Here is a 22,867-nt window from a genome sequence, read left to right on the forward strand (position 1 = left end):
GTAGGGAAACTCACCCTATATGGTTAATGGTTAATGGTTATAGGTGGTAATGATCACATCGACGGGATATTCGGCGCCATCTAAACTTTGAATATCATGTTCTCGAATTTTGACGATCGGCCAAGTGATTAGCTTACAGTTGTCGCGCTGTAGGGCGTGATAATAATGATCGGACTTGAAAAATTTAAGTTTATCGGCAGCGGAGTTAGGTTTGAGTTGATGTCTAAGCCATGGGTCTTGAACTTGGGTTTCTAAAAAGCGTAGGGCCAGTAGGCATTTGATGCGTGTATTAAATAAGCGTCGGTTCTTAATAACCAAAGGATGTTGGATTAAACGCTGAATTCCGCGCTCTGTTTTTGGCAAGATGAATTGCGGTGCATTTTGAAAAACATAGACCGACTGAGCGACCTGACAAATCGACTCGAGGGCAGTTACTGTATGTTGGTTGGTGCCAATAATCGCGACACGTTGCTCGGCAAAAGTATGTTGTTTAATTTCTGATGAGGAAATCAATTGCCCTTTAAAATGCTGAAAATACTCGGGATGGTTTTGAAATAAACCAGATATGTTTTCTGTTGAATCCAAATTGACCATGTTCGATCCTTAATTGTTTTTTATCGTCTATCCTTAATTTATTATTTTTAGTGCTTTTGCTCTAAAAAGGCAAAGTGATAAATTGTCTGAGCAGTCACGCTAACTTTAGTCTAGACATAGCAGCAGTTTTTGCAGGGTTTTAAGGATTTTTTAGATATCGGCTGAGATTTTAGTTATTCATTTATGTATGTCGCCTTATGGGTATGCATTAATACGCATAAGGCGATTAGCTTTTATTTGTACTTAGCTATTTTTGATCTGCATGAGACGTTCAAAGTTTTCTAAACGTTTGTCCGTGTCATAGATGTCACAGGTGAAAATGAACTCATCGACATCATATTCTAAAAGAAGCTGTTTCAAGCCTTCTTTTACCGTGCCATTGGAACCGATTTGGGCCATGGCATAAAAACTATCTACCGACATTTTTTCCGCAGGTGACCATAGACCGTCCATGCTGGTAATTGGTGCTTTTAACTTTAAACTTTGACCGCGCATAAGACCTAAAACTCGTTGGTAGGCACTAGTCGCTAGATATTCAGCTTCAGCATCGGTTTCAGCAACGACCGTCGGGACACCCATAGATACATAAGGTTTCGATAAGTATTCGGAGGGTTCAAAGTTTTCACGATAGAGCTGAATCGCTTGTTTCAGCATACGCGGTGCAAAGTGTGATGCAAAAGAGTAGGGAAGTCCGAGTTTTGCTGCCAGTTGTGCACTAAATAAGCTTGAACCGAGTAGCCATACAGGCACATTTGTCCCTTGCCCTGGAGTGGCAATGATGCGTTGATTTGGCTCAGCGTCTTTAAAGTAATGCAAAATTTCTAAGACATCTTGTGGGAACTGATCTTCAGTTTCTTGACGGCCACGGCGAAGTGCGCGCATGGTCATTTGGTCTGTACCTGGTGCTCGACCTAAGCCTAATTCGATCCGGTTTGGATAGAGTGTCGCAAGCGTACCGAATTGCTCCGCTACGATCAGTGGTGCATGGTTTGGGAGCATGATACCGCCAGAACCCACTTTTAAGGTTGAGGTATTCGCGAGTAAATAGCCGAGTAGCACCGCAGTTGCAGAGCTGGCAATACCATCCATATTATGATGTTCTGCAAGCCAAAGTCGGATATAGCCTAAACGCTCAGCTTGTTGGGCCAACTTTAAGCTATGCTGTAGGGTGAGTTGTACAGTTTGATCTTCGCGGACAGGAGCTAATTCTAAAATAGAAAATTGAGTCTCGGACAACGTGCGCATTCTACTTCTCAGTTTTGCTTTATATATCGAAATAATACGATATAACTGTTATTTTGTATATCGATTTTATTCGATATTCTGGTTGTTTCATATAAGGTGTTGATTTAAAAATAAATATCTATTCAATATCATTGAACCACACCAGCCACACATGCGTTTAAAGTAAAAAGAAGTAAGCTACTGCATGGCAGAGAAGATACAGTGTCTTTTTTGAGTGTAGTTGTCAGATAAATAAAAAGCACCCGAAGGTACTCTTTTATTTGAAAATATTTTATAGGGGCTTAACGTTTCCCGTTTTTGTACCAGCCCAAGTGACGGCCATTATCACCACGATAGTCGCGACCATTATATTTATAATTGCTGTTACGGTAGCCGCGGCTGTCATAACGACGATCATAACGGTTATCGTAACGGCGGTCATATTCATCATCGTAACGACGGTCTTCAGAGACTTTTTTACCGAGAACTGCGCCACCCGCTGAACCTAGACCTGCACCAATATACCCACCATTGGTACCGCCCATGTTTTTACCTACGGTATAACCACCTGCACCACCGAGTGCTCCACCAATGATTGCACCATTACGGTCACGTTTGTTGGCTGAAGCAGCTGCACCTGCACCACCACCAATGGCAGAACCAATCATCGCGCCTGTTTGTCCACCCATTTGGTTACCAATCGCCGCACCGACAACACCACCTAACGCAGAAGTCAGTGCGGTATTGGTTGTATTACCTGCATATGTTGTGGTCATCGTTAATGCAGAAGCTGCAATTACGGTACTCATTAAAATTGATTTAATTTTCATTTTTAAACTCCTAAGAGCATGTCTATTTTGTCTTGATTTCACTTTAGCGAAACATGTTGGAAGAATAATGAAGACAAACTTTATCGAAATCGTTGCTTTGGTAAATGCCGTGTAACGACTCTTCGTATTTTCTACCAATTTGGCTGATGTGTTATTGCGTCTAAATCTGTGCCATAAAAAAGCACCCGAAGGTGCTTTCAATGACATCTTTACAATGCAGTGAATTAATGGCGTTTATGTTTTTTCTTCCATTTTTTACCATGGTAAGAATCGTATTGTTTGTCTTTTGAAATTTTGTTACCGAGAGCTGCCCCGCCTGCTGCACCTAATGCAGATCCAACGTAGCCGCCATTGGTGCCACCCATGCTTTTACCTACGGTATAGCCTGCACCACCACCAAGAGCGCCGCCAATAGCAGATTCAGTACGGTTGCGTTTGTTGCTCGCTACGGCTGCACCACCTGCACCACCAAGTGCTGCGCCGATAGTTGCACCAGTTGTACCACCCATATTTTTACCAATCGCTGTGCCTGCAACACTACCTAAAGCACTGGCTGCTGCAACGCGAGTTGTGCTGTCTGCATATGCAGTTGCAGTAAACATAGATGCCGTTGCTAATGTTGCTGACATTAAGAGTGTATTGAGTTTCATGTGTTTCTCCATGTCCAACATTGGTTGAACTGTTTTACTTTTTTCGATGAGGCTAATGTAACAAAAAGATTCCAGTTAATTGTGGAGAGTTAAAACCAAATTGAAACCTGTTGGTTTCTTGTTTGTATCAGTTTTATTACAAATGTGAATAAGCAGAATGAAATTTATCCGAAATCATTCAAATGTGGATAAACTTAGGAGTGATGCAGTTCACACTCTGAATTTTGAGCTGAAATGACCTATTTAAAAGGTGAATATGAAATAAGCTGTTCTTCATTTTCTGAACGCTAGTAACTGCATAAACACACATTAAAAGTGGATCAATGTACTGCGATCCATAAAGTAAACATCGCTCAGGATTGAATAAAGATGTTCTTTGAGTGATAGAGCCGTTAAACTAAGCGCAAATTTTTTGGTGCTGTGAAACTGTATTGCAGCCTTTATATTGAGATATTTTCCTAATGAAAGAATCGTTACGTTTACGATTAGATCAACTTTCTGACCGTCACGAAGAATTAACAGCATTACTTGCAGATGTAGAAGTCATTTCGGATAACAAACGCTTTCGTCAGTTGTCACGCGAACATAGTGATTTAAGCGAAATCACAGAAGTGTGGACCAAGTACAAACAAGCTGAAGTAGACATTGAAACGGCTGAAGCGATGCTATCAGATCCTGATTTTAAGGAAATGGCTGTTGATGAAATTAAAGAAAATAAAGCCATTATTGCGTCTTTAGAAGCTGATTTAAATATTTTAATGATTCCGAAAGATCCAAATGATGCGAACTCTGCATATTTAGAAATTCGAGCGGGAACAGGCGGTGATGAAGCTGCTATTTTCTCGGGTGATTTATACCGCATGTACACCAAGTACGCTGAATCACAAGGCTGGCGTATTGAAGTGTTGTCTGAAAATGAAGGCGAACACGGTGGTTATAAAGAAATTATTTGTTTGGTGAATGGTGAGGGCGTTTACGGGCGCTTGAAGTTTGAAAGTGGCGCGCACCGTGTACAACGTGTACCTGCAACGGAGTCTCAGGGGCGTGTACATACTTCGGCGTGTACTGTTGCGATTTTGCCTGAAATTGATGTCGATACAACGGTTGAGATTAATGCATCAGACTTACGTATTGATACCTACCGCGCCTCAGGTGCGGGTGGTCAGCACATCAATAAAACCGATTCTGCTGTGCGTATTACCCACATTCCAACAGGAACAGTGGTGGAATGTCAGGAAGAGCGTTCGCAACATAAAAACAAAGCCAAAGCGATGGCATTACTTGCTTCACGTTTGGAAAATGCAAAACGTGCAGCGGCTGATGCAGCAACTTCTGAAATGCGCCGTGACCTGGTTGGCTCGGGTGATCGTTCAGAACGTATCCGTACCTATAACTACCCGCAAGGTCGTATGACCGATCACCGTATTAACTTAACTTTATACAAGTTAGACGCGGTTATGGAAGGCGATTTAACTGAACTATTAGATAGCTTACATCGTGAATATCAAGCAGATCAGCTTGCGATGCTTGCACAGCAGAATGGTGGATAATGAATATTGCCCAAGCTTTGGCTTTACGTGGTGAAGCTGAGAGTTACGAACGTCAAGAGAATGCATGGTTGTTGGAGCACATTACCAAAATTGATTCTTTTGATTTGGTTATGAAAAAAGATCAAGTGCTGACCGATGAACAAGAGCAGGCCTATGTTGCTGCCTTGGCACGAATCGAAGCAGGTGAACCTTTGGCCTATGTGACAGGTTCACAGCCGTTTTGGACGCTCGATTTGATTGTTACTCCTGACACCTTAGTGCCACGTCCAGATACTGAGGTACTTGTAGAAACTGTATTACGTTTAGACTTACCTGAAGATGCCCGTATTGTCGATTTAGGTACGGGGACGGGTGCGGTTGCGCTTTCATTGGCCAGTGAACGGGACACATGGGACATCACGGCGACCGATATTTATGAGCCAACTTTAGCTGTTGCGCAGCAAAATGCAGAAAAGCATGACTTAAATGATGTGACTTTTGTATGTGGCAGTTGGTTTGCACCGCTAAATCGAAAGTTTTTTGATGTGATTGTATCGAACCCGCCGTACATCGATGCTGATGATGCTCACATGCAAGACTTAGCAACTGAGCCTGAACGTGCTCTAGTTGCGGCAGATCATGGTTTGGCTGATTTAAAAGTCATTATCCAGCAAGGTAAAAAGCATTTAACTCTTGATGGCTGGGTGGTACTTGAGCATGGTTATGATCAAGGTGACGCTGTACAGAAAATCTTTAAAGAAGCAGGCTATAAACAAGTCCGTACGGTGAAAGATTATGGTGGAAATGACCGCGTTACTTTAGGGCAGTGGACACAATAATTTCATTGTTTCCTCCAAAATAAAAGCGCATTTGATGCGCTTTTATTTTTTGTACCTTATGTTCCAAATACGTCACGCCAACGCAGGAGCCAAGTCTCGATGGCTTTCATGATGCTATCACTGAGTTTTCCGAGCACGGCTAAAAGAATAATCGCTAAGATCACAATATCGGGACGCGAAGTTTCTCGGCCATCACTCAGTAAGTAGCCTATACCTTGTGTTGCGGCAATGAGCTCTGCGGCAATCATAAACATCCATGCCAAACTTAAACTGTTGCGCAGTCCCGTTAAGATCCCCGGAGATGCTGCAGGCAAAATAATCTGTTGCACTTGCTGCCAGTACTTCAGCCGATAGACTTGTGCGACTTCGATGAGCTTGCGATCGACACCTTTAATCGCTGCGACAGTGTTGGTATAGGTCGGAAAAAATGCGCCAATTGCAATTAGGGTAATTTTCGATGCTTCATCAATTCCCAACCACAGTAAAAGTAGAGGAATCCACGCTAAGCTCGGGATGGATTTGATCGCTGAAAAACTGGGTTCTAAAAACGCTTCAACCTGTTTATTGAGTCCCACCAAAATCGCAAATATTAAAGCCAGAGCACTGCCAATACAAAATCCTAAAAACACCCGCCATGTACTGGTCCAGACATGCATCCATAAATCTGCCTGCCATAAATCTAGAAAGGTTTGCCATAGACTACTGGGAGCAGGCAATAAATAAGGTTCAATAAAACTAGCACGGACTAGATATTCACAAGCAATCAGTAAGAGCGCTGGAAGGATGATCGCTTTGAGAACACTCTTCAATTTCAACTGAAATGAGGAACCCTTTTTTACTTCAATAGGGGGGAAAGAGCTCGCGATTGATTTGGTCATTATTTGATTACAACCTTTTGTGCATATTGTGGTTTAAACAACTGAGTCACGACTTGATTAACATTGGTGCCTTTACGGACTAAGTCTTCTTCATTCAAAATGCCGCCAGACTTTTGTAATGCGGCAATCTGTTTGGCTGACGGAATGTTTTGATCAAAGTTGGTACGGCTTAATTGTAATTTTACGACATTCAACGGAAGTTTGGACTCGCGTGCCAATAACTCCGCCAATTTCTCTGGATTAGCTTTGGCCCATTTACGTGCTTGCTCATAAGCTTTAATCACTGCTTCAATGGCTTCGGGACTTTGCTGAGTAAAAGACTCTTTGACATTGAGTACGCTATAACTGTTAAACCCAATATTTCGATACAGTAGTTTTGCGCCAGATTGCACTTGTGCCGAAGCCATCAGTGGATCTAGGCCTGCCCAAGCATCAACTTGACCACGTTCTAAAGCTGTTTTGCCATCTGGATGTTGTAAATGGACCAGTTGTACATCACGTTTATTTAGACCCACTGTATCCAGCGCTTGTAAGGTAAACAGAAAAGGGTCTGTGCCTTTGGTTGCGGCAATTTTTTTTCCTTTTAAGTCTTTTAGGCTTTTAATTTGGGAGTTCTTAGCAACCACCAAAGCGGTCCATTCAGGTTGGCTCTGGATATAAACGGTATTGATTGGACTGCCGTTGGCACGACTGAGTACGGCTGCAAGTCCTGCGGTTGAAGCAAAATCGACACTGCCACTATTTAAATATTCCAGCGAACGGTTACTGCCTTGGCTAAACACCCATTTAATTTCAGTTTTAGGTAAGGCTTTTTCTAACAATTTCTGCTCCTTCACCACAAGACTGGTTGGTGCGTAGTAGGCATAATCGAGTTTAAGTGTGTTTGGAATAGCGGCATGGGCATAAGAACCGATCAGACCTAAAATCAGTGAAGTGCTCAGTAGTTTAAAGTTTTTCATGTTGCATCATTTAAATAAGTTTATTTGAGGGTTCTTTTAACCTGATGTATGCGAAAAATAAAAAAAGAAAAATCGATAACAAAATATTAAATTGAAATAAGTAGAAGATATTGATTTAAGTTATTGAATTTTAATAAATATATTGAGGGTGTAGAGATTGTGCGATATAGAATAACTTTAAAAAAGCATAGAAGAATTTCTTCTTATATGAAGATTACATAACTAAATCATTCATTTTGAATGTAAAAAAGCGACTGCAATAGTCGCTTTTTTAAGGGGGTTGCAAGCTTACATAGGATAGTCTTGTAAGCTCTCAAACACTTCAACTTGCTCTAAAGCATCAGTTTCAAGTGCAAGACAAAGCGTCACAATTTTCTTTAGATCGGCTAAATATTGTTCATCTTTAAACGATGCACCTAACTGTAGGGCTTGAATACGGTCAGCGCTAATATCCAACGCTTGAGCAGCTTCAATCGCATTAACTTCATTAAAAAATGCAGTAACAGCATGATTTAAGTCAAAGTCTGATGCATTGAGAATACCTTGATCCAGTTGCTCTTCAAATTGTGGGGTAGGAGACTGCAAAGCTTGAGTAAAGTTTTGCACCAGACGTTGATCGAGAACATCAATCATTTTAAGCATGTCATAACCTTTAAAAGAAATAAGGTGATTAAACAGGGGGAGTACAGCCAGAAATAAGCATTAAAGAATGCTTTAAAATTGGTTGAAAAATAATCCATTTTGGAACTTTTTGCAAATAGATTCCGATAAATGAAAGATGGATTTGTTAAGTGAATGAAAAGCTTAAATTTATTAAGTTGAGTGCCTGTGTGCATTTCATACGACTGTTGCAAGGGGCTCGGATAGATCAAAAAGAAGCGTTCAGTGCGGAATATCGTGGAGTTTCAATTAAAAATTTATTTGAATTGTTTTCAAGCTATTGAAATAAATTAATTATATTTTGGATTCTCTGGAATGTCCTTTATTTTAAGATTACTGATTCAAACGTAGACATATTGTGGAATTACAATTTATAAATATAAGCTAAAGCAAGTTGAGGTACATCACCTTGCTTTAGTTGTCTGTGTTTGGGGTAGAGAATGATGAACGTTTACGCCACTAGTTAAAGTGCTTTTGTCTCAGTTGTTCTAGGCGGAGTTGATACTGCTGTTGCCATGCACTTTCAGCTAAATTTTGTTTTTGCTGGTTCATTTCTTGGTTTAGAGAAGTAAGCTCAGATTGGTAACTGGCGATCTGTTGTTGTTGACGAGCGACTTGTTGTTCGCGTTCAGCCATTTGCGCCGCTTCTTTGCCTGAAAAGTAGCTGTTACGAATGTGTTGGGTAATTTCTTGTTGCTGTATTGGGTCGGTGACGCCAATTAAAGCCAATTTAAGGGCTTTATCATAACTACCACTTTGACCATCAATATTTTTGCTCGGGTTTTTATATTGTTGCTGTAGTTGTGAAAGTTCACTCAGTCGTTGTTGTAAGGTCATGTGCGGTGCGCGGCTCAAGAGCTCACCATAAGCAAACTGATAGCTGGCAAATTCTTTTTCTTCAGCAAAGCCGAGTTGTGTTTCTTGCTTACCTAAAGTCTGCTCACGTAAGTTCCAAATTTCCTGATAACGCTGTTGTGGTGTCATTTGTGTGGACATGGTTTTAGCTTGCATTTCTTTTTCGTACAGTGGTAGGCGTTCTATCAATTGTTTTAAAGTCTGGGCAAACTGCTGATCTGGATATTCGGCCAATACCTGTTTTAATAATGCCTGACAGTTAGTATCGGGGCAATTTTGCTGTAACTGGTTTAATAATTGTGTGATATTGCCCGGATTTTTTTGAAAGAGTTGAATAATTTGTTGGATAGATTCTTGTTGCTGTTGTTGCTGCATTTTTGACTCGTCGTTGTTTGCAGCAGCAAGCTTCTCTTGCAAACTGCTGGGTTGAGCAGTCTCTGTAAGGGACTTTGAGGATGCCTGAGTTTGATCCGATGTGGCATAGGATGGGCCAAGGCCCAACCATATCACCACACCGATCACCAATACACTCAGCACCAAAAAGATAAGCCGTAAGCGCTTCATTATTCTTCCTTATGGGTTGTATTGGAATTGGCCCATGACAGGGAAGTGGTCAGATAAGTCCCAAGTCATAAACAAGGGATCGGTAGCCGAGCGAAGAATGCGGACATCATTACGTGCTTGTATAGGCTGACGGTGGTTATTGGATGACACCACATAGTCTAAATACTCTACGGTAGAGCCGCCCGTGAGTCCTGCACCCGCGAGTTTATTCACCCGTGGATCGAAGGTGGATGCGGTATATCCTGTGCTGACTGGTACCGTACCATTCAAGTTAATTTGCATTTGAGCATAATCTTGCGGCCACAATAGTTTGTTGACATTAAAGTCACCGCCCATGAGGACTGCATCAAATGATGGAATATTTTGCTTATCGACCAAAGCGCGGATTTGCTTAAATTGTTGCTGGCGCATATCACGTGCCGCGTCGGTATCAAACGATGCGGTATGCGTGGAGGTCACATGATAGGCTTTGCCATTCTTGAGAATTTCAGCATAAATCACACCTTTGTCGGCAAAACAGTCAATCCCTGTACAGCTTGGGTAAATAAAATGATCAGTTTGTACAATCGGGTGGCGACTGGCAACCAATATGCCGCTGTCATAAATGTTGTAGCCTGAACCAATTGGAATATAAGTTTGGTACGGATATTCCTGTGCTAATTTGGCCAACATGGCGGTACGACCAGAAGCAAAGGTTTCTTGGAACAAGATTGCATCGTAGCCTTTTAGGTTTTGCGGCAGTTGCTCTAAACGCGAATCAATTTTACTTGCTACTAAAGGAAGGGCATAAATATTGTAGGTTAAAACTTTAAATTCATCGGCACTGCTGACAACGGGTTCTGGCACGGTATTTTGATGGATAGTGTAGTGAAAGTCGTCATAACCACCAGTGTATTCCGCTTTAAAAGCAGTCTGCACTGCTTTTCCTGCATAATTGGTGTTGAAACGCTGAATGTTACGGTCGTTGAACCATGGTGCAGAGAAATCACTGCCAGATGCAGAGTGTTTAATATCACTGCCAGACCAAGTGCCAGTCATAGATTGTTTCAGGGTGACGCTTGAACCACCGCCTCTAATCACGGTATCAAAATTATAAGTTTGACCTGACTTTACCCCTGTATAACGGTTAAAACGCAATACACGTTTGGTTTCATAAGGTGCAATTTGGGTGGCTTCTTGAGCCCATTGACTCCCTTGAGTTAAGGTGCGTGTACCGTGATGGTTAACATTAACGGATACCGTTTCAGGGGTGGTATTGGTCACATAAATGTATGAGTCTGCTATCGCTTGCTGACTGCAAAGCAGTAATGATAACCATGCGATATTTTTCATTAAGTTTTTATTTAATTGGGTGCTCATGTGTTCCCTCCATGATGTTTTTATTCAATATTGTGTAAAACAATATGACGAGATCACTATGGCAGGTAATTTTTTTAAGTCAGTGACAAAGTGCGACAGCCCCCTGATTTTCCGATGAATGAGCATCAAAAAATCAATTTAATTTATAAGTCCTATTGATATTTGATTTGGCAAATCAAAACCAAAGCTAGAACAATAGAATGATAAGGTTTTATTTGAACGAGAGAATTTTATGGGTTGGTTATTTGTTATGTAGAAAGAGCAAGAGAGTTTCGTAGTTGCTTATAGCAATCGACTGAAATTAAGCATCCTTATTTTGACGATAAGCGCCAGGGCTGACCCCAGTCCACTTTTTAAAAGCACGATGAAAAGCACTCGGATCATGAAAATTGAGTTCAGTGCTAATGTCTTGTAATGATACTTGGCTGTTACTGAGCAGCTCAATCGCCATATCACGGCGTATATCATTTTTGAGCTGTTGATAACTGAAACCCTCACTTTTCAGTCGACGCTGAATAGTCGCCTCAGACATATTGAAATGATGGGCAATTTCAGACAGTTCAAGCCACTGTATCGGGGGTTCTTGCATTAAATAGCGACGAATTTGGGCACTGGTTGAATGTGGGTTTTTATAACGGGTCAGTAAAATATGTGGGGTTTGCTGAATAAATTGATACCACGATTTACTGTCCTGTTTTATGGGCATTTTTAAATAATTGGCATCGAACTGAATATAGTTTTCAGCCATTTGGTACTGGATATTTTCACAAAAACGAACTTTGTAATCGATGTCATCTGTAGGTGCATCACATTTGAGTTGAATTTGGTTCAAAATCACCCGTTGCCCAATCAGCCAACACATTAGAGCATGAATCAACATGATGTAAGTTGCGTAACTAAACATACGCTTGGGCTGTTGTCGTTCATAAATCACAATATAGGCATAATGTTCTTGTACCATGAGGTGACTGCTAAAGTCGTCTAGTACCAAATTCATAAACTGCAAAATATGCTGAATGGCTTGTTCGAGCTGGGTGGTGTGTAATAGTGATTTAGATAAAAACTGAAAACTGCCACGGCGCATAGCATGGCGATCCATTCCAAAAAACTCATCATTCATGACATTGGCCAGTTCAGTCCAGAGCTGTGCATATTGATTAACTGAGACCCGTGCTTTTGTAGCACTTAACAATTCGCTATTGATGCCTGCATTTTTCAAAATATCAGCAACTGCATATCCCTGCTTTTCAGCTTCAAACAATGCTTCGTGTACCAAAGCAATTGAAATGGAATCTTTCTGGGCGTTTGCATGTTCCGATGCAGTCATAGTGGCTTCCATATTTTTATTGTGCATTTTGAGCATTGTCCAAAACCATCATGGAAGATGCAATATTTGGAAATTGTACTCAAGTACTTCTGTGTTTACATTTCTTCTTAAGTCGTAGCATTCAATCATACAAGGAAAAATAAATGAAGATTCAAGGGAAGGTTTTTGTCGTCACGGGTGGTGCATCGGGTTTAGGCGCAGCAACAGCACGTCATTTGATTGAGCAAGGTGCGAAAGTCATTTTGGTGGATATGAACCAAGCTTTAGGTGCAGAGCTACAGCGTGAGTTGGGTGAAAATGCTCAGTTTAAAAGCCTCGATGTTACTGATGAGCACGCTGTGCAAAGTTTCTTCCAAGAAGTCGAGGCGGAATATGGGCAATTGAATGGTTTGGTGAACTGTGCGGGTGTAGCGCCTTCAGCCAAAGTATTGGGTCGTGATGGTATTCATGAGCTGGCGTTATTCCAAAAAGTATTAAACATCAATGTCTCAGGTACTTTTAATATGCTGCGTTTTGCGGCGCAGTTAATCTCGAAATATGAACTTCAAGCCGGTGAAGAAGAACGCGGAGTGATTGTGAATACAGCTTCGGTTGCAGCCTATGACGGACAAATTGGCCAGACCGCTTATGCAGCCTCTAAGGGCGCTGTGGTTTCAATGACTTTACCTCTGGCACGTGAACTAGCACGTGAGAAAATTCGAGTGATGACCATTGCTCCAGGCATTATGGAAACGCCAATGTTGAAGGCGATGCCGCAAAATGTACAAGATGCGTTGAGTGAAATGGTGCCATTTCCGAAGCGTTTGGCAAAGCCTCAAGAGTTCGCTCAGCTTGTAGGGCATATTTTTGAAAATAGTTATTTGAATGGTGAAGTGATTCGTTTAGATGGCGCGATTCGTATGCAGCCTAAATAATTTCTTAGGGTTTACCGATTGCGGAGTCTTAACTTAAATAAATTCTTTTGTATTAGCTTATTTAGTTACTTTTGTTTTGGCAAAAGTAACCAAAACCATTGTCATTTGCAAAACTCGTTGAATTACATCTTCTGATCAATAACTCGCAAAAACATGACGTAGAAATGTAGTCCTGTCTCGGACAGTTGCAAATGATTTTTTCGCGTATCAAATTCTAAGAATGGACGTTAAAAATAGTATTCAGGGCTTAATTTAACTTTAAAAATTAAATCAGGCACTAACAGAGAAAGGACATCTAATGCTTTTAAATGAAGAACAAAAAATGGTTCAAAATATGCTGCGTAGTTATTCGCAGGAAAAACTGAAGCCAACAGCAGCTGAACGTAACAAAACCGCACGGTTTCCTGCACAAGAACTTAAAGAGCTGGGTGAGTTAGGTGCTTTGGGTATGACTGTTTCACCTGAATGGGGTGGTGCAGGCTTAGATTATATTTCACTGGTGGTGGCACTTGAGGAAATTGCAGCAGGTGACGGTGCGATTTCGACCATTGTCAGTGTACAAAATTCACTGCCGTGTGGCATTACCCAGTGTTATGGAACTGATGCGCAAAAGCAGAAATATTTAAGCAAGCTTGCTACAGGTGAGTGGTTGGGATGTTTTTGTCTCACTGAACCACAAGCAGGCTCAGATGCAGGTGCGTTGGAGTGTAAAGCCGTTCGTGAGGGTGATGAATGGGTGTTGAATGGAACCAAGCAATTTATTACTACAGGTAAGCATGCTCAAGTCGCTTTGGTTTTTGCAGTCACAGACAAAGCTGCGGGGAAGAAAGGCATTTCTTGCTTTTTAGTCCCAACCGATACCGAAGGCTATATCGTCTCTCGTATAGAAGAAAAGATGGGGCAGCACTGTTCGGATACGGCAACCATTGTTTTGGAGAACTGCCGCATTCCTGCTGATCATTTGCTAGGTGCTGAAGGCGAAGGTTATAAAATAGCGCTTTCAAATTTGGAGTCGGGACGTATTGGTATTGCTGCGCAATCAGTGGGCATGGCTCGCGCCGCTTTAGATGCAGCAGTTGAATATGCCAATGACCGTAAAGCCTTTGGTGTTGAAATTGTACAACATCAGGCAGTTGCTTTTCGTTTAGCCGATATGGCGACACAAATTGAAGCTGCACGTCAGTTAATTTTCCATGCAGCCGCTTTGAAAGATGCAGGTTTGCCATGTTTAAAAGAAGCCTCTATGGCCAAATTGTTTGCCTCAACCATGGCGGAGCGTGTTTGTTCTGATGCTATTCAAATTCATGGTGGCTATGGCTATGTTTCAGATTTTCCTGTTGAACGAATTTATCGGGATGTCCGTGTGAGCCAGATTTATGAAGGAGCGTCTGATATCCAGCGTCTTGTCATTGCACGTGAAGTCACCAAGGTTTAAGTCGACTCAGTTTTAGACCTTGGTCGATGTTCAAAGCCTGCATTTTCATTGAGGGATTTGGAAATTGTAGGCGCATTTAAAACATGGTTATCTAGGTGCAGCAGTTAGTTACAAGTATTAAGTCGAGCAGCTGAGCTGCTCTAGGTTTTCAAACAATATAGGACTGACAATGAGGTCAGTTCAACGCTTAAAACGATAAAGAACATGGACGGCCAAAGTGGATTTGGCCTTAAAAAATGGATAATGCGAGGTTATCGTCATGAAGACATTAGAACAAGCCCATCAAGAATTTAACTATGAGCAATTGATTCGGGAACAATTGGTCGGCCAACCTAATGCAATAAATGCTTATATTGAGTGTTGTCAGCGCTATGTCGGGCAGCAAAAAACAGCACTCATCTGGGAAGGAAAAAATGGCGAGTCTGAGCAATGGAGTTTTGAACAGCTCGATGTTGCCTCAGCTCAGTTGGCAAATTATTTTAAAAGTAGTGGGATTCAAGTAGGTGACTGTATCGCAGGGCTGTTACCGCGTACGCCTGAACTGTTGATTACGATTTTAGCAACATGGCGGATCGGCGCGATTTATCAGCCTTTGTTTACTGCTTTTGAGTCGAAGGCGATTGAACATCGAGTTTTAACTGCGAATACTAAATTGATTGTGACCAATGCAGAGCAACGTCCAAAGCTAAATCACGTTGAAGTCAAACATATCCTGACTGTGAATGCAGGAACAAACTTAACCAGCAATGAAACTGATTTTTGGCAGGAAGCAAAACAACAGTCCAATCAATGTGAAGCTGTTTTGCGTAGCTTTGATGATGATTTCCTCATGATGTTTACCTCAGGCACCACAGGTTTGGCCAAATCAGTGCCTGTCCCTTTAAAAGCAGTTTTGGCTTTTAAGGGTTATATGCAACATGCGGTTGATTTAAGAGAAGACGATTCATTTTGGAATTTAGCCGATCCGGGCTGGGCTTATGGGTTGTACTACGGAATCACAGGGCCGCTCAGCTTGGGGCACAGCATTATTATGGATGAGCGCGCATTTAGTGTCGATCATGCAGTTGAGGTTATTAAAAAGTATCGCGTCAGTAACTTAACGGGTTCACCTACAGCTTTTCGAATGTTCTTCGGTTTTAAAGAAAATTTTGATCCTTCCATTAAAACTCACTTACGTGCCGTCAGTAGTGCAGGTGAGCCTTTAACCCCAGAAGTGATTCATTGGTTCAATAATGATCTGAACGTTAACATTTATGACCAGTATGGACAAACTGAGTTAGGCATGGTGATTGCCAACCATCATGCACTGGAGCATGAGAAAAAAGTCGGGTCGGCAGGCTTTGCCAATCCTGGACACCGTTTTGCTGTACTTGATGCGAACCACCAAGAAGTGAAGTACGGTGAAATTGGAACGTTGGCGATAGACTTTAGCCAGTCGCCACTGACATGGTTTAAGGGTTATGGTGGCAATAATCGTAAATCCTTTGTGGGGCAGTATTATTTAACCGGTGATACGGTCAAGCTGAATGAAATTGGTGGTATCGACTTTGTTGGTCGTGCTGATGATGTCATTACAACGTCAGGCTATCGCGTTGGGCCTTTTGATGTCGAAAGTACTTTGCTTGAGTGTGCAGAAGTACTCGAGTCAGCTGTGATTGGTAAGCCTGATCCAGAGCGCACTGAAGTGGTGAAAGCTTTTGTGGTGCTGAAACCACAATACCAAGCATCAAAAGAGCTAGATAGTAAACTCCAAGCTTATGTGCGTTCACGTTTATCTAAACATGCGTATCCGAAAGAGATTGAGTTTGTTGAAAGCTTGCCAAAAACGTCGAGTGGAAAAATTCAACGTAATTTGCTGAAACAGCAAGAAGTGGCAAAGATGCAAACTTTACAATCTGCGATTTAATTTACAAATAAAAGGGTCTTAAGGGGAACTCGAATTCGACGTAATTGTTGATCTAACCGATTGAAGAAAATTATCTTGGCGGAGTTTTATCAAATTTTCATCCAATTTTATCATTAGCCTGCGGCTCGCCCTACTTTTGTTTCGGCAAAAGTAGGCAAAACCATGGTCACCTGCAAAACCTGTTCTTTTCTTGGATTTATTAAAAGATATCGAAGAAACATTATCTTGCTTAGACCATGCAGGTTGCAGATGACATTTTCGCGTATCATATTTTTTGTTGAAATCTAGTTCGAGTTAAAGCCAGTCAGTTCTAAATAGTCTGGCTTTTCTTTAATCCATTTATAGTGACCTGTGGGAACACTGCTCTAAACATAGTTAGATGTATAAATAGCCTAAGTAAATTTAACTAGGCAACTACTATGATTCAATCTCTGTAACTTAAAAATGAAAAGTTGAGCCATCTAAAGCACATCGCATTTATTGAATTTGTGCATAGCTAACCTTGATTTCATGGTTATAATTCGGCATCAACATTTTGTTTAGCGAAAGGCTGAATCATGGACGAGTTAGATGAAAGTCTAGAACTCAGTAGTGCTGAAATGCATCTCTATAGCCGCCAAATTTTATTGGACGGATGGGATATAGAGGCACAAGAAAAACTCAAGTTGGCCAACGTCCTTATCGTGGGTTGTGGAGGCATCGGTTGTTTGACTGCGGAGTTACTGGCACGTGCTGGCGTAGGGCAAATTACCTTGATAGATGCCGATACCATCGAAGTGAGCAATCTGCAAAGACAGATTGCCTATGTAGAAAACAATGTCGGTTTTTATAAAGCAGAGGTTTTGGCCCAGCGTTTAAAGCAGATCAATCCCTACATCCAAGTCCATGCGCATTCTGTAAAACTTGATACAGCCAATGCAGCCAGTTTAATTGCAGGTCAAGACTTAGTCCTTGATGGTTGTGATAATTTTACGACAAGGTATTTGGTCAATAAGCAGTGTAAAGTGGCCAATATTCCACTCATCAGTGCATCGGCCATTGGTTTTCAAGGGCAACTGTTTATGGTGGAAGGTGAGTCCGCTTGCTATGAATGCTTGTTCCCGAAAGAAGAACAAGCGAATGAAAGCCTACGCTGTGCAGATTCGGGCGTTTTAGCTACCACGCCAAACGTGATGGCCAGCCTTCAAGCGCATCATGCACTCTTATATTTGGGTTTAAATGTAGCCGCACTCAAACAACGCTTGTTACTTTGGGATGGCTTAAGTATGAAACAACGTTTGCTTGCTTTCGAAAAAGATACAGATTGTCCCGTTTGTCAGGCAAGATAAGCCTACAATTTTTTCATTCTTTGATACACTCACTACAATTTATTTTTGACCGATATTATGAAGAACAATATCTTTTTAGATGGACTGCGTTCTGTTGCCCGTGTTGGGGAAACAGCAGTCATTGCAGCGCGTGCAGGTATTAAGTACGCAACTGAAAAACCAAGTAATGCCAAATTGATGCGTGAAACCTTTGAGTCTTTGGGTTCAACCTATATCAAGCTGGGTCAATTTATTGCCAGTACACCTTCACTTTTTCCACGTGAATACGTTGAAGAATTCCAAGGCTGTTTGGACCAAACCCCATCTTTACCGTTTAGTTATGTACAAGGGGTTTTGGCGTCTGAGTTTGAAGGCCGAAACCTGTCTGAGATTTTTGCATCGATTGATGAAACACCGTTAGCATCGGCATCTATTGCCCAAGTCCATGCCGCAAAACTGGTAACGGGCGAAGATGTAGTGATTAAAGTACAAAAGCCAGGTGTAGAAACAATTCTCTATACAGACTTAAATGTGCTGCACTGGGCAACTAAGGTCTTGGAAAAAGCGGTGCCTAAAGTCAAATTTGCATCTCTTGCAGACATTGTGGAAGAAATTAAAACCCGCATGGTTCGTGAAGTCGATTTTATTGAAGAAGCCAGTAATCTGGATGACTTTGTGAACTATCTCAATATCACACAAAACCATAAAGCCATGGCACCGAAGGTCTATCACCAATATTCGACTCGCCGTGTGCTGACCATGCAACGGTTATATGGTGTACCATTAACCGATTTTAATGTGGTGAAACAGCGTTGCAAAGATCCATCACAAGTCCTGATTACTGCCATGAATACATGGTTTGGTAGTCTGATGATGTGTAATAGCTTCCATGCTGACTTACACGCTGGAAACTTGATGTTGCTTGATGATGGTCGTGTCGGTTTTATTGACTTTGGAATTGTGGGCCAGTTGAAACCTGAAGTATGGACAGCTTGTATCGCCTTTATGGATGCCTTACAAAAAACCGATTATGCACTCATGGCAGAAAATATGCTGAAAATGGGCATGACCGCAGTGCAGATTGATACGCAAGTGTTGGCCGCAGATCTTGAGCGTTTATTTAGTGGTGTACTGTTGGCAGATCCGCAAGAATTGCTGAGTTCAAACCCAGCAGATTTGAATGACATCATGATGGATATGGTTGCAGTAGGTGAGCGTCACGGTATTCATTTCCCGCGTGATTTTGCTTTGTTATTTAAACAGATGTTGTATTTCGATCGTTTCATGCGCATCCTTGCACCGTATACCGACATTTATGCTGACCAGCGTTTGCAAATGGTGCAAACTATGGATCCAAATGTGTTGTTAAAAAACTAAGTTCTTTTGAAGCACATTCACCAAAAAATCCCTTTCAGTCCTTCTTTTGAAAAGAGGGACTGAAAAACGCTTTCCTGTTAAAGGGGTGAGAAACATGGTTTCGTAATGCAGGAATTAAAAAGTCAAAATCGGTTAAAGGTAATAATGTGGACGCAATTATCATTGAAGGCTTAAAAGTTGAAACAGTGATTGGCTGTTTTAACTGGGAACGTCAGATTATTCAGCCTTTAATGTTGGATATGATTATTCAAACAGAATTGGAGCAAGCTTCAAACTCAGATGACTTAGACCATACCTTAAATTATGCTGAAATTTGTGAAATTGCAGCAAAGGTCATTCAAGATGCTAAGCCTGAACTGATTGAACATGCGGCAAAATTGGTCATCAACGCACTTTTTTCTACCTTTCATGCGATTGAATCGATTAATATTACCATCCGTAAGCCTGCCATTATCGCGCAAGCAAATTCTGTAGGAATTCGTCTTGAACGCCACCGAAACGATTTTCGCCCTAGCTCTGGCGAGTAATAATAATCCAAAGCAACATTTTTTATATGCCTCTGAGCAACTTGCTAAAATTGGGCAACTGCAATTTTCGAATATTTATTTAATTCCATGCCGTGATGGGGTTGGGGCAGATTATTGGAATGCAGCCTGTTTGCTGAAATCTTCTTTGTCTGTTACCGATATTTCAGTACTGTTGAAAAATATGGAAGCCACATCTGGGCGTGTTCGTCCATCACATCAGATTTCACTAGATGTTGATTTGATTGCATGGGGGAGAGACTTAGAACATATGCAGTTTAATCCCAAAAAATTGCCTTTGGCTCTAGACGTTAAAATTCCAATGTTCGATGTGTGGAAGGATAAGGCATTTCAACATCAAGCGCATGTATTTCCAACGGTGAGCTGTTTGGAAGCCAAATAACATATTGAAGTGTGATTGGCCCTTAAACTGGCTTAACATACTTATAAAACACAATTCGCAGCGAGCTATTTTCATGAAAATACAAATTTTTAGCGCTCTTTCTTTAGGAGTGCTTCTAGCGGGCTGTCATTCAACTCCATCGAAGATGACGGCGACAGCTACAACAGCTATGGATACAATGAGTGTACCTCAACCGACTGAAAAACAAGGGCTAAAACTAGCTATACAGGCCTATACGCAAGATCAATCGGATTATCAAAGTAGTCTGTATGATTTAAATCAAGACGGAGTCGATGATGCCGTGGTGTTGTTAAGTGGGATGGAGTGGTGTGGTTCAGGTGGCTGTACGTTGCTGGTCTTTAAAGGCCTTGCAGATGGGAGTTTCCAACCGCATAGCAAAATGACTGTCTCATCTACACCGATTTATGCTTTGAGTACCCAAACCCAAGGTTGGCGTGATTTATCGGTCTATACCCGAGGTTTAGGGCAAGTTGTACTGAAGTACAATGGGAAAAGCTATCCATCCAATCCATCACTAGCATCAAAATATACGGCGAATTTAAAGCAAGCGGGTAATACCTTATTACTGCCGATATCAGCGGAATAAGCGAATTGGTGTAAATAAAAAAGCAGTGGTTTTTCCACTGCTTTTTTATTGGGTTAAAGCATGTTTTCTTAAATAAAATAACTGGTCTTGGTCATGAGTTTGGAAATAGCCGTCATAGTAATTTTGACAGGAATCGGTAAATCGACTCCGCCAGCATTCAGTGCTGTATCACGGTGATGTAATTCATCTTCATTCATTTGCACAAGAATATTACGTGAACGTTCATCTTGAGCAGGGAGTTGGCTGATGTGATGCTGTAAGTGCAGGCTCACTTGGCGTTCAGTTTCTGCAACAAAACCTAAGCTATATTTATCACCTGCAATCCCTGCGATTGCACCCATACCAAAGGATAAACCGTACCAAATTGGATTGAGCAGACTGGTATGGCTGTCTAGCTCTTTTAAGCGGTCTTCACACCATGCAAGATGGTCTTGTTCTTCAATCGCGGCTTGTTCCATTTCGCGGCGTACATTTGGCAATTTTGCGGTTAATGCTTGCCCATGATAAAGTGCTTGCGCACAGACTTCACCACTATGGTTGACCCGCATTAAACCTGCAACATGACGCGCTTCACTCACAGCGAGTTGGGTTTCGACCGCCTTGCCTGGGTTTTCACGTTGAGCAGACGTTGTGCCTGGAACTAAGCTACGCAGGGCTTGATCAAAAGAATTGATAAATTTATCGATGCCAGTGTAATGACGCATAACTTTAGTCCTCTAACTCAGGTTGTACAGTTTTTAGCATGGGTTTGAGTCGATATAACAACCACAGCGTAAAGCTCGCACTTAATACAGCAGTAATGCTGAAAAGTATTTTAATATCAATCTTCAAAACACTTAAAATGATAATCGAAAATACAGCAGAAGACACCATAAACACCGCATTTAATATATTGTTTGCGGCAACAACACGTGCACGATGTGAACGCGGTGAATAGGCTTGCATCATGGCGTATAGCGGCACAATATAAAAACCGCCACTGATGCCGAGTAAGGTCACCGCAAGCATGACATGGTAGTAAATTGCACCGTGGTTAAACATATCCGCGACATTCATCATTGCCCCTGTACGCTCAGGTACAAAAGCCAGACTCAAAGCCAAGTAAAAGGCAAATAGGGTGAGCCCAATTGCACCGATTGGCACCATTTTAATATTCACTTCAGAGCCACCAATCCTACGACACAGCAGTGAACCGACTCCAATCCCGACAGAAAAGAACGTGAGTAAAAGACTAACGACATTTTCTGATGCGTGTAGGTTTTGTTGAGTCAACTGTGGAATTTGGGTGAGATAGGTTGCTCCGTAAAACCAATACCATGAATTTCCCAGTAAAATCATAAAGATGAGAGGGATGCTTTTGGCATATTTGAGTGTTTGAAAACTGGTTCTAAAGAAATTCCAGTCAATTTTTAAGTCGGGTGAGCTGACTTTTTGTTTTAAGATAAATCGACTGGAGAAATAACCCAAAACCGCAATAACGACGACAGTCAGACTGATCCAAATAAGATTGCCTTGAGACATCGAAATGACTGCGCCACCCAAAATCATCCCGATTAAAATAGCAATAGATGTGCCTGACTGAAACAGCGCATTGCCGGACATGAGTTCATTTGGTTTTAGAATCTCTGGCAAAATGGCATATTTAATGGGGCCAAAGAAGGTAGAGTGTGTGCCCATCATAAATAGAGCCAAGAGCAGCAGCCATAAATTGCCCAACAAGAAACCCGCGGAACCGATGAGCATAATCACAATTTCTAGAACTTTGATGCCACGAATGAGTTGTGAGCGCTCAAACTTATCGGCAATTTGTCCTGCAGTTGCAGAAAAAATGAAGTAAGGCAAAATAAATAACAGCGCGGCTAAATTATTTAAGGTACTGACATCCGCGGCTTGTTGATTAATCCATCCATAAGTAATGACTAAAAGCAAAGCTTGTTTATAGACATTGTCGTTTAAAGCGCCAAAAAATTGGGTAATAAACATGGGAAGAAAACGACGGGTACTTAATAGATGTTCATTGTTTTTCATGCTTTTGCACTGCATTAAGTTTTATTAAGAAATGTGACTAATTGCTCAAACGTTCAATAAAATCATGTAATATATTTAAAACCTGAAATTGGGTAAAA

General features: G+C 41.4%; 22 protein-coding genes. 10 read left to right on the forward strand and 12 right to left on the reverse strand.

Going from position 1 to position 22,867, the window contains the following annotated elements; translation table 11 throughout:
* Positions 1 to 30: 30 nt before the first annotated feature.
* The 4 genes from ACG9ZB_RS06890 to ACG9ZB_RS06905 form a co-directional block, all read right to left on the reverse strand.
* The gene (locus ACG9ZB_RS06890) at positions 31 to 594 is read right to left on the reverse strand and encodes a flavoprotein (RefSeq protein WP_419325066.1); all 564 of its coding nucleotides are present in this window, start codon (positions 592 to 594) and stop codon (positions 31 to 33) included.
* A gap of 243 nt (positions 595 to 837) precedes the next feature.
* Entirely contained in the window at positions 838 to 1,839 is a 1,002-nt protein-coding gene (locus tag ACG9ZB_RS06895) for an LLM class flavin-dependent oxidoreductase (RefSeq protein WP_419325068.1), read from the reverse strand.
* Between the two features lie 281 nt (positions 1,840 to 2,120).
* The gene (locus tag ACG9ZB_RS06900) at positions 2,121 to 2,648 is read right to left on the reverse strand and encodes a hypothetical protein (RefSeq protein WP_262470214.1); all 528 of its coding nucleotides are present in this window, start codon (positions 2,646 to 2,648) and stop codon (positions 2,121 to 2,123) included.
* 224 nt (positions 2,649 to 2,872) lie between these two features.
* Complete coding sequence (locus tag ACG9ZB_RS06905) at positions 2,873 to 3,298, reverse strand: glycine zipper domain-containing protein (protein WP_058869860.1); 426 nt, start codon at positions 3,296 to 3,298, stop codon at positions 2,873 to 2,875.
* Between the two features lie 461 nt (positions 3,299 to 3,759).
* Here ACG9ZB_RS06905 and prfA point away from each other — a divergent pair, with 461 nt between their 5' ends.
* Positions 3,760 to 4,848 carry a peptide chain release factor 1 gene (prfA, locus tag ACG9ZB_RS06910; RefSeq protein ID WP_419325070.1) on the forward strand — a complete coding sequence of 363 codons (1,089 nt, stop codon included), beginning with the start codon at positions 3,760 to 3,762 and terminating at the stop codon, positions 4,846 to 4,848.
* The gene (gene prmC, locus ACG9ZB_RS06915) at positions 4,848 to 5,666 is read left to right on the forward strand and encodes a peptide chain release factor N(5)-glutamine methyltransferase (protein ID WP_126037063.1); all 819 of its coding nucleotides are present in this window, start codon (positions 4,848 to 4,850) and stop codon (positions 5,664 to 5,666) included. Before prfA ends, prmC begins: the two co-directional genes overlap by 1 nt.
* A 56-nt stretch (positions 5,667 to 5,722) precedes the next feature.
* Here the strand turns inward: prmC and ACG9ZB_RS06920 are convergent, their stop codons facing one another.
* From ACG9ZB_RS06920 to ACG9ZB_RS06945, 6 genes are all read right to left on the reverse strand, one after another.
* A complete protein-coding gene (locus tag ACG9ZB_RS06920; protein ID WP_419325072.1) occupies positions 5,723 to 6,544 on the reverse strand; it encodes an ABC transporter permease in 822 nt (273 codons plus the stop codon).
* On the reverse strand, positions 6,544 to 7,503 hold the full coding sequence (locus tag ACG9ZB_RS06925; RefSeq protein ID WP_419325074.1) for an aliphatic sulfonate ABC transporter substrate-binding protein: 960 nt from the start codon (positions 7,501 to 7,503) through the stop codon (positions 6,544 to 6,546). Before ACG9ZB_RS06925 ends, ACG9ZB_RS06920 begins: the two co-directional genes overlap by 1 nt.
* Positions 7,504 to 7,791: 288 nt before the next feature.
* On the reverse strand, positions 7,792 to 8,145 hold the full coding sequence (locus ACG9ZB_RS06930; protein WP_419325076.1) for a hypothetical protein: 354 nt from the start codon (positions 8,143 to 8,145) through the stop codon (positions 7,792 to 7,794).
* Positions 8,146 to 8,622: 477 nt separating this feature from the next.
* Positions 8,623 to 9,582 (reverse strand): hypothetical protein, encoded by a 960-nt coding sequence (locus tag ACG9ZB_RS06935; RefSeq protein WP_419325078.1) that lies wholly within the window; start codon positions 9,580 to 9,582, stop codon positions 8,623 to 8,625.
* A gap of 9 nt (positions 9,583 to 9,591) precedes the next feature.
* Positions 9,592 to 10,914, reverse strand: a complete 1,323-nt coding sequence (locus ACG9ZB_RS06940; RefSeq protein ID WP_419325203.1) for a sphingomyelin phosphodiesterase — start codon at positions 10,912 to 10,914, stop codon at positions 9,592 to 9,594.
* A 328-nt stretch (positions 10,915 to 11,242) separates the two neighbouring features.
* Entirely contained in the window at positions 11,243 to 12,268 is a 1,026-nt protein-coding gene (locus ACG9ZB_RS06945; RefSeq protein ID WP_419325080.1) for an AraC family transcriptional regulator, read from the reverse strand.
* Between the two features lie 143 nt (positions 12,269 to 12,411).
* Here ACG9ZB_RS06945 and ACG9ZB_RS06950 point away from each other — a divergent pair, with 143 nt between their 5' ends.
* The 8 genes from ACG9ZB_RS06950 to ACG9ZB_RS06985 all read left to right on the forward strand — a co-directional run bounded on the left by ACG9ZB_RS06950 (position 12,412) and on the right by ACG9ZB_RS06985 (position 20,741).
* A complete protein-coding gene (locus ACG9ZB_RS06950; RefSeq protein WP_419325082.1) occupies positions 12,412 to 13,182 on the forward strand; it encodes a 3-hydroxyacyl-CoA dehydrogenase in 771 nt (256 codons plus the stop codon).
* Positions 13,183 to 13,480: 298 nt separating this feature from the next.
* Positions 13,481 to 14,617 carry an acyl-CoA dehydrogenase family protein gene (locus ACG9ZB_RS06955; protein ID WP_419325083.1) on the forward strand — a complete coding sequence of 379 codons (1,137 nt, stop codon included), beginning with the start codon at positions 13,481 to 13,483 and terminating at the stop codon, positions 14,615 to 14,617.
* A 259-nt stretch (positions 14,618 to 14,876) separates the two neighbouring features.
* A complete protein-coding gene (locus tag ACG9ZB_RS06960; RefSeq protein ID WP_419325085.1) occupies positions 14,877 to 16,523 on the forward strand; it encodes an AMP-binding protein in 1,647 nt (548 codons plus the stop codon).
* Positions 16,524 to 17,080: 557 nt separating this feature from the next.
* Positions 17,081 to 17,851 carry a HesA/MoeB/ThiF family protein gene (locus ACG9ZB_RS06965; RefSeq protein ID WP_419325087.1) on the forward strand — a complete coding sequence of 257 codons (771 nt, stop codon included), beginning with the start codon at positions 17,081 to 17,083 and terminating at the stop codon, positions 17,849 to 17,851.
* Positions 17,852 to 17,908: 57 nt separating this feature from the next.
* Complete coding sequence (locus ACG9ZB_RS06970; RefSeq protein ID WP_419325089.1) at positions 17,909 to 19,207, forward strand: ABC1 kinase family protein; 1,299 nt, start codon at positions 17,909 to 17,911, stop codon at positions 19,205 to 19,207.
* A gap of 146 nt (positions 19,208 to 19,353) precedes the next feature.
* Positions 19,354 to 19,734 (forward strand): dihydroneopterin aldolase, encoded by a 381-nt coding sequence (folB, locus tag ACG9ZB_RS06975; RefSeq protein WP_419325091.1) that lies wholly within the window; start codon positions 19,354 to 19,356, stop codon positions 19,732 to 19,734.
* Entirely contained in the window at positions 19,691 to 20,134 is a 444-nt protein-coding gene (locus tag ACG9ZB_RS06980) for a 2-amino-4-hydroxy-6-hydroxymethyldihydropteridine diphosphokinase (RefSeq protein WP_419325093.1), read from the forward strand. Before folB ends, ACG9ZB_RS06980 begins: the two co-directional genes overlap by 44 nt.
* Before the next feature lie 169 nt (positions 20,135 to 20,303).
* Positions 20,304 to 20,741 carry a hypothetical protein gene (locus ACG9ZB_RS06985; RefSeq protein ID WP_419325204.1) on the forward strand — a complete coding sequence of 146 codons (438 nt, stop codon included), beginning with the start codon at positions 20,304 to 20,306 and terminating at the stop codon, positions 20,739 to 20,741.
* Positions 20,742 to 20,809: 68 nt separating this feature from the next.
* Here ACG9ZB_RS06985 and coq7 read toward each other — a convergent pair whose 3' ends face one another.
* Positions 20,810 to 21,445 (reverse strand): 2-polyprenyl-3-methyl-6-methoxy-1,4-benzoquinone monooxygenase, encoded by a 636-nt coding sequence (coq7, locus tag ACG9ZB_RS06990; protein ID WP_183172804.1) that lies wholly within the window; start codon positions 21,443 to 21,445, stop codon positions 20,810 to 20,812.
* Between the two features lie 4 nt (positions 21,446 to 21,449).
* A complete protein-coding gene (locus ACG9ZB_RS06995; protein ID WP_419325095.1) occupies positions 21,450 to 22,769 on the reverse strand; it encodes an MFS transporter in 1,320 nt (439 codons plus the stop codon).
* Positions 22,770 to 22,867: the final 98 nt, after the last annotated feature.

This window comes from Acinetobacter johnsonii (assembly GCF_048551975.1).
Lineage (GTDB): Bacteria > Pseudomonadota > Gammaproteobacteria > Pseudomonadales > Moraxellaceae > Acinetobacter > Acinetobacter johnsonii_A.

Bases quoted from the DNA above. Each gene is read 5' to 3' on its own strand.
- ACG9ZB_RS06890 (WP_419325066.1), bottom strand. From the start codon at position 594: ATGGTCAATTTGGATTCAACAGAAAACATATCTGGTTTATTTCAAAAC.
- ACG9ZB_RS06900 (WP_262470214.1), bottom strand. From the start codon at position 2,648: ATGAAAATTAAATCAATTTTAATGAGTACCGTAATTGCAGCTTCTGCA.
- ACG9ZB_RS06945 (WP_419325080.1), bottom strand. From the start codon at position 12,268: ATGACTGCATCGGAACATGCAAACGCCCAGAAAGATTCCATTTCAATT.
- ACG9ZB_RS06935 (WP_419325078.1), bottom strand. From the start codon at position 9,582: ATGAAGCGCTTACGGCTTATCTTTTTGGTGCTGAGTGTATTGGTGATC.
- ACG9ZB_RS06930 (WP_419325076.1), bottom strand. From the start codon at position 8,145: ATGCTTAAAATGATTGATGTTCTCGATCAACGTCTGGTGCAAAACTTT.
- ACG9ZB_RS06985 (WP_419325204.1), top strand. From the start codon at position 20,304: ATGGATACAATGAGTGTACCTCAACCGACTGAAAAACAAGGGCTAAAA.
- ACG9ZB_RS06905 (WP_058869860.1), bottom strand. From the start codon at position 3,298: ATGAAACTCAATACACTCTTAATGTCAGCAACATTAGCAACGGCATCT.
- ACG9ZB_RS06940 (WP_419325203.1), bottom strand. From the start codon at position 10,914: ATGAAAAATATCGCATGGTTATCATTACTGCTTTGCAGTCAGCAAGCG.
- coq7 (WP_183172804.1), bottom strand. From the start codon at position 21,445: ATGCGTCATTACACTGGCATCGATAAATTTATCAATTCTTTTGATCAA.
- ACG9ZB_RS06920 (WP_419325072.1), bottom strand. From the start codon at position 6,544: ATGACCAAATCAATCGCGAGCTCTTTCCCCCCTATTGAAGTAAAAAAG.
- ACG9ZB_RS06965 (WP_419325087.1), top strand. From the start codon at position 17,081: ATGGACGAGTTAGATGAAAGTCTAGAACTCAGTAGTGCTGAAATGCAT.
- ACG9ZB_RS06970 (WP_419325089.1), top strand. From the start codon at position 17,909: ATGAAGAACAATATCTTTTTAGATGGACTGCGTTCTGTTGCCCGTGTT.
- ACG9ZB_RS06960 (WP_419325085.1), top strand. From the start codon at position 14,877: ATGAAGACATTAGAACAAGCCCATCAAGAATTTAACTATGAGCAATTG.
- prfA (WP_419325070.1), top strand. From the start codon at position 3,760: ATGAAAGAATCGTTACGTTTACGATTAGATCAACTTTCTGACCGTCAC.
- ACG9ZB_RS06995 (WP_419325095.1), bottom strand. From the start codon at position 22,769: ATGAAAAACAATGAACATCTATTAAGTACCCGTCGTTTTCTTCCCATG.
- ACG9ZB_RS06925 (WP_419325074.1), bottom strand. From the start codon at position 7,503: ATGAAAAACTTTAAACTACTGAGCACTTCACTGATTTTAGGTCTGATC.
- prmC (WP_126037063.1), top strand. From the start codon at position 4,848: ATGAATATTGCCCAAGCTTTGGCTTTACGTGGTGAAGCTGAGAGTTAC.
- ACG9ZB_RS06950 (WP_419325082.1), top strand. From the start codon at position 12,412: ATGAAGATTCAAGGGAAGGTTTTTGTCGTCACGGGTGGTGCATCGGGT.
- ACG9ZB_RS06955 (WP_419325083.1), top strand. From the start codon at position 13,481: ATGCTTTTAAATGAAGAACAAAAAATGGTTCAAAATATGCTGCGTAGT.
- ACG9ZB_RS06895 (WP_419325068.1), bottom strand. From the start codon at position 1,839: ATGCGCACGTTGTCCGAGACTCAATTTTCTATTTTAGAATTAGCTCCT.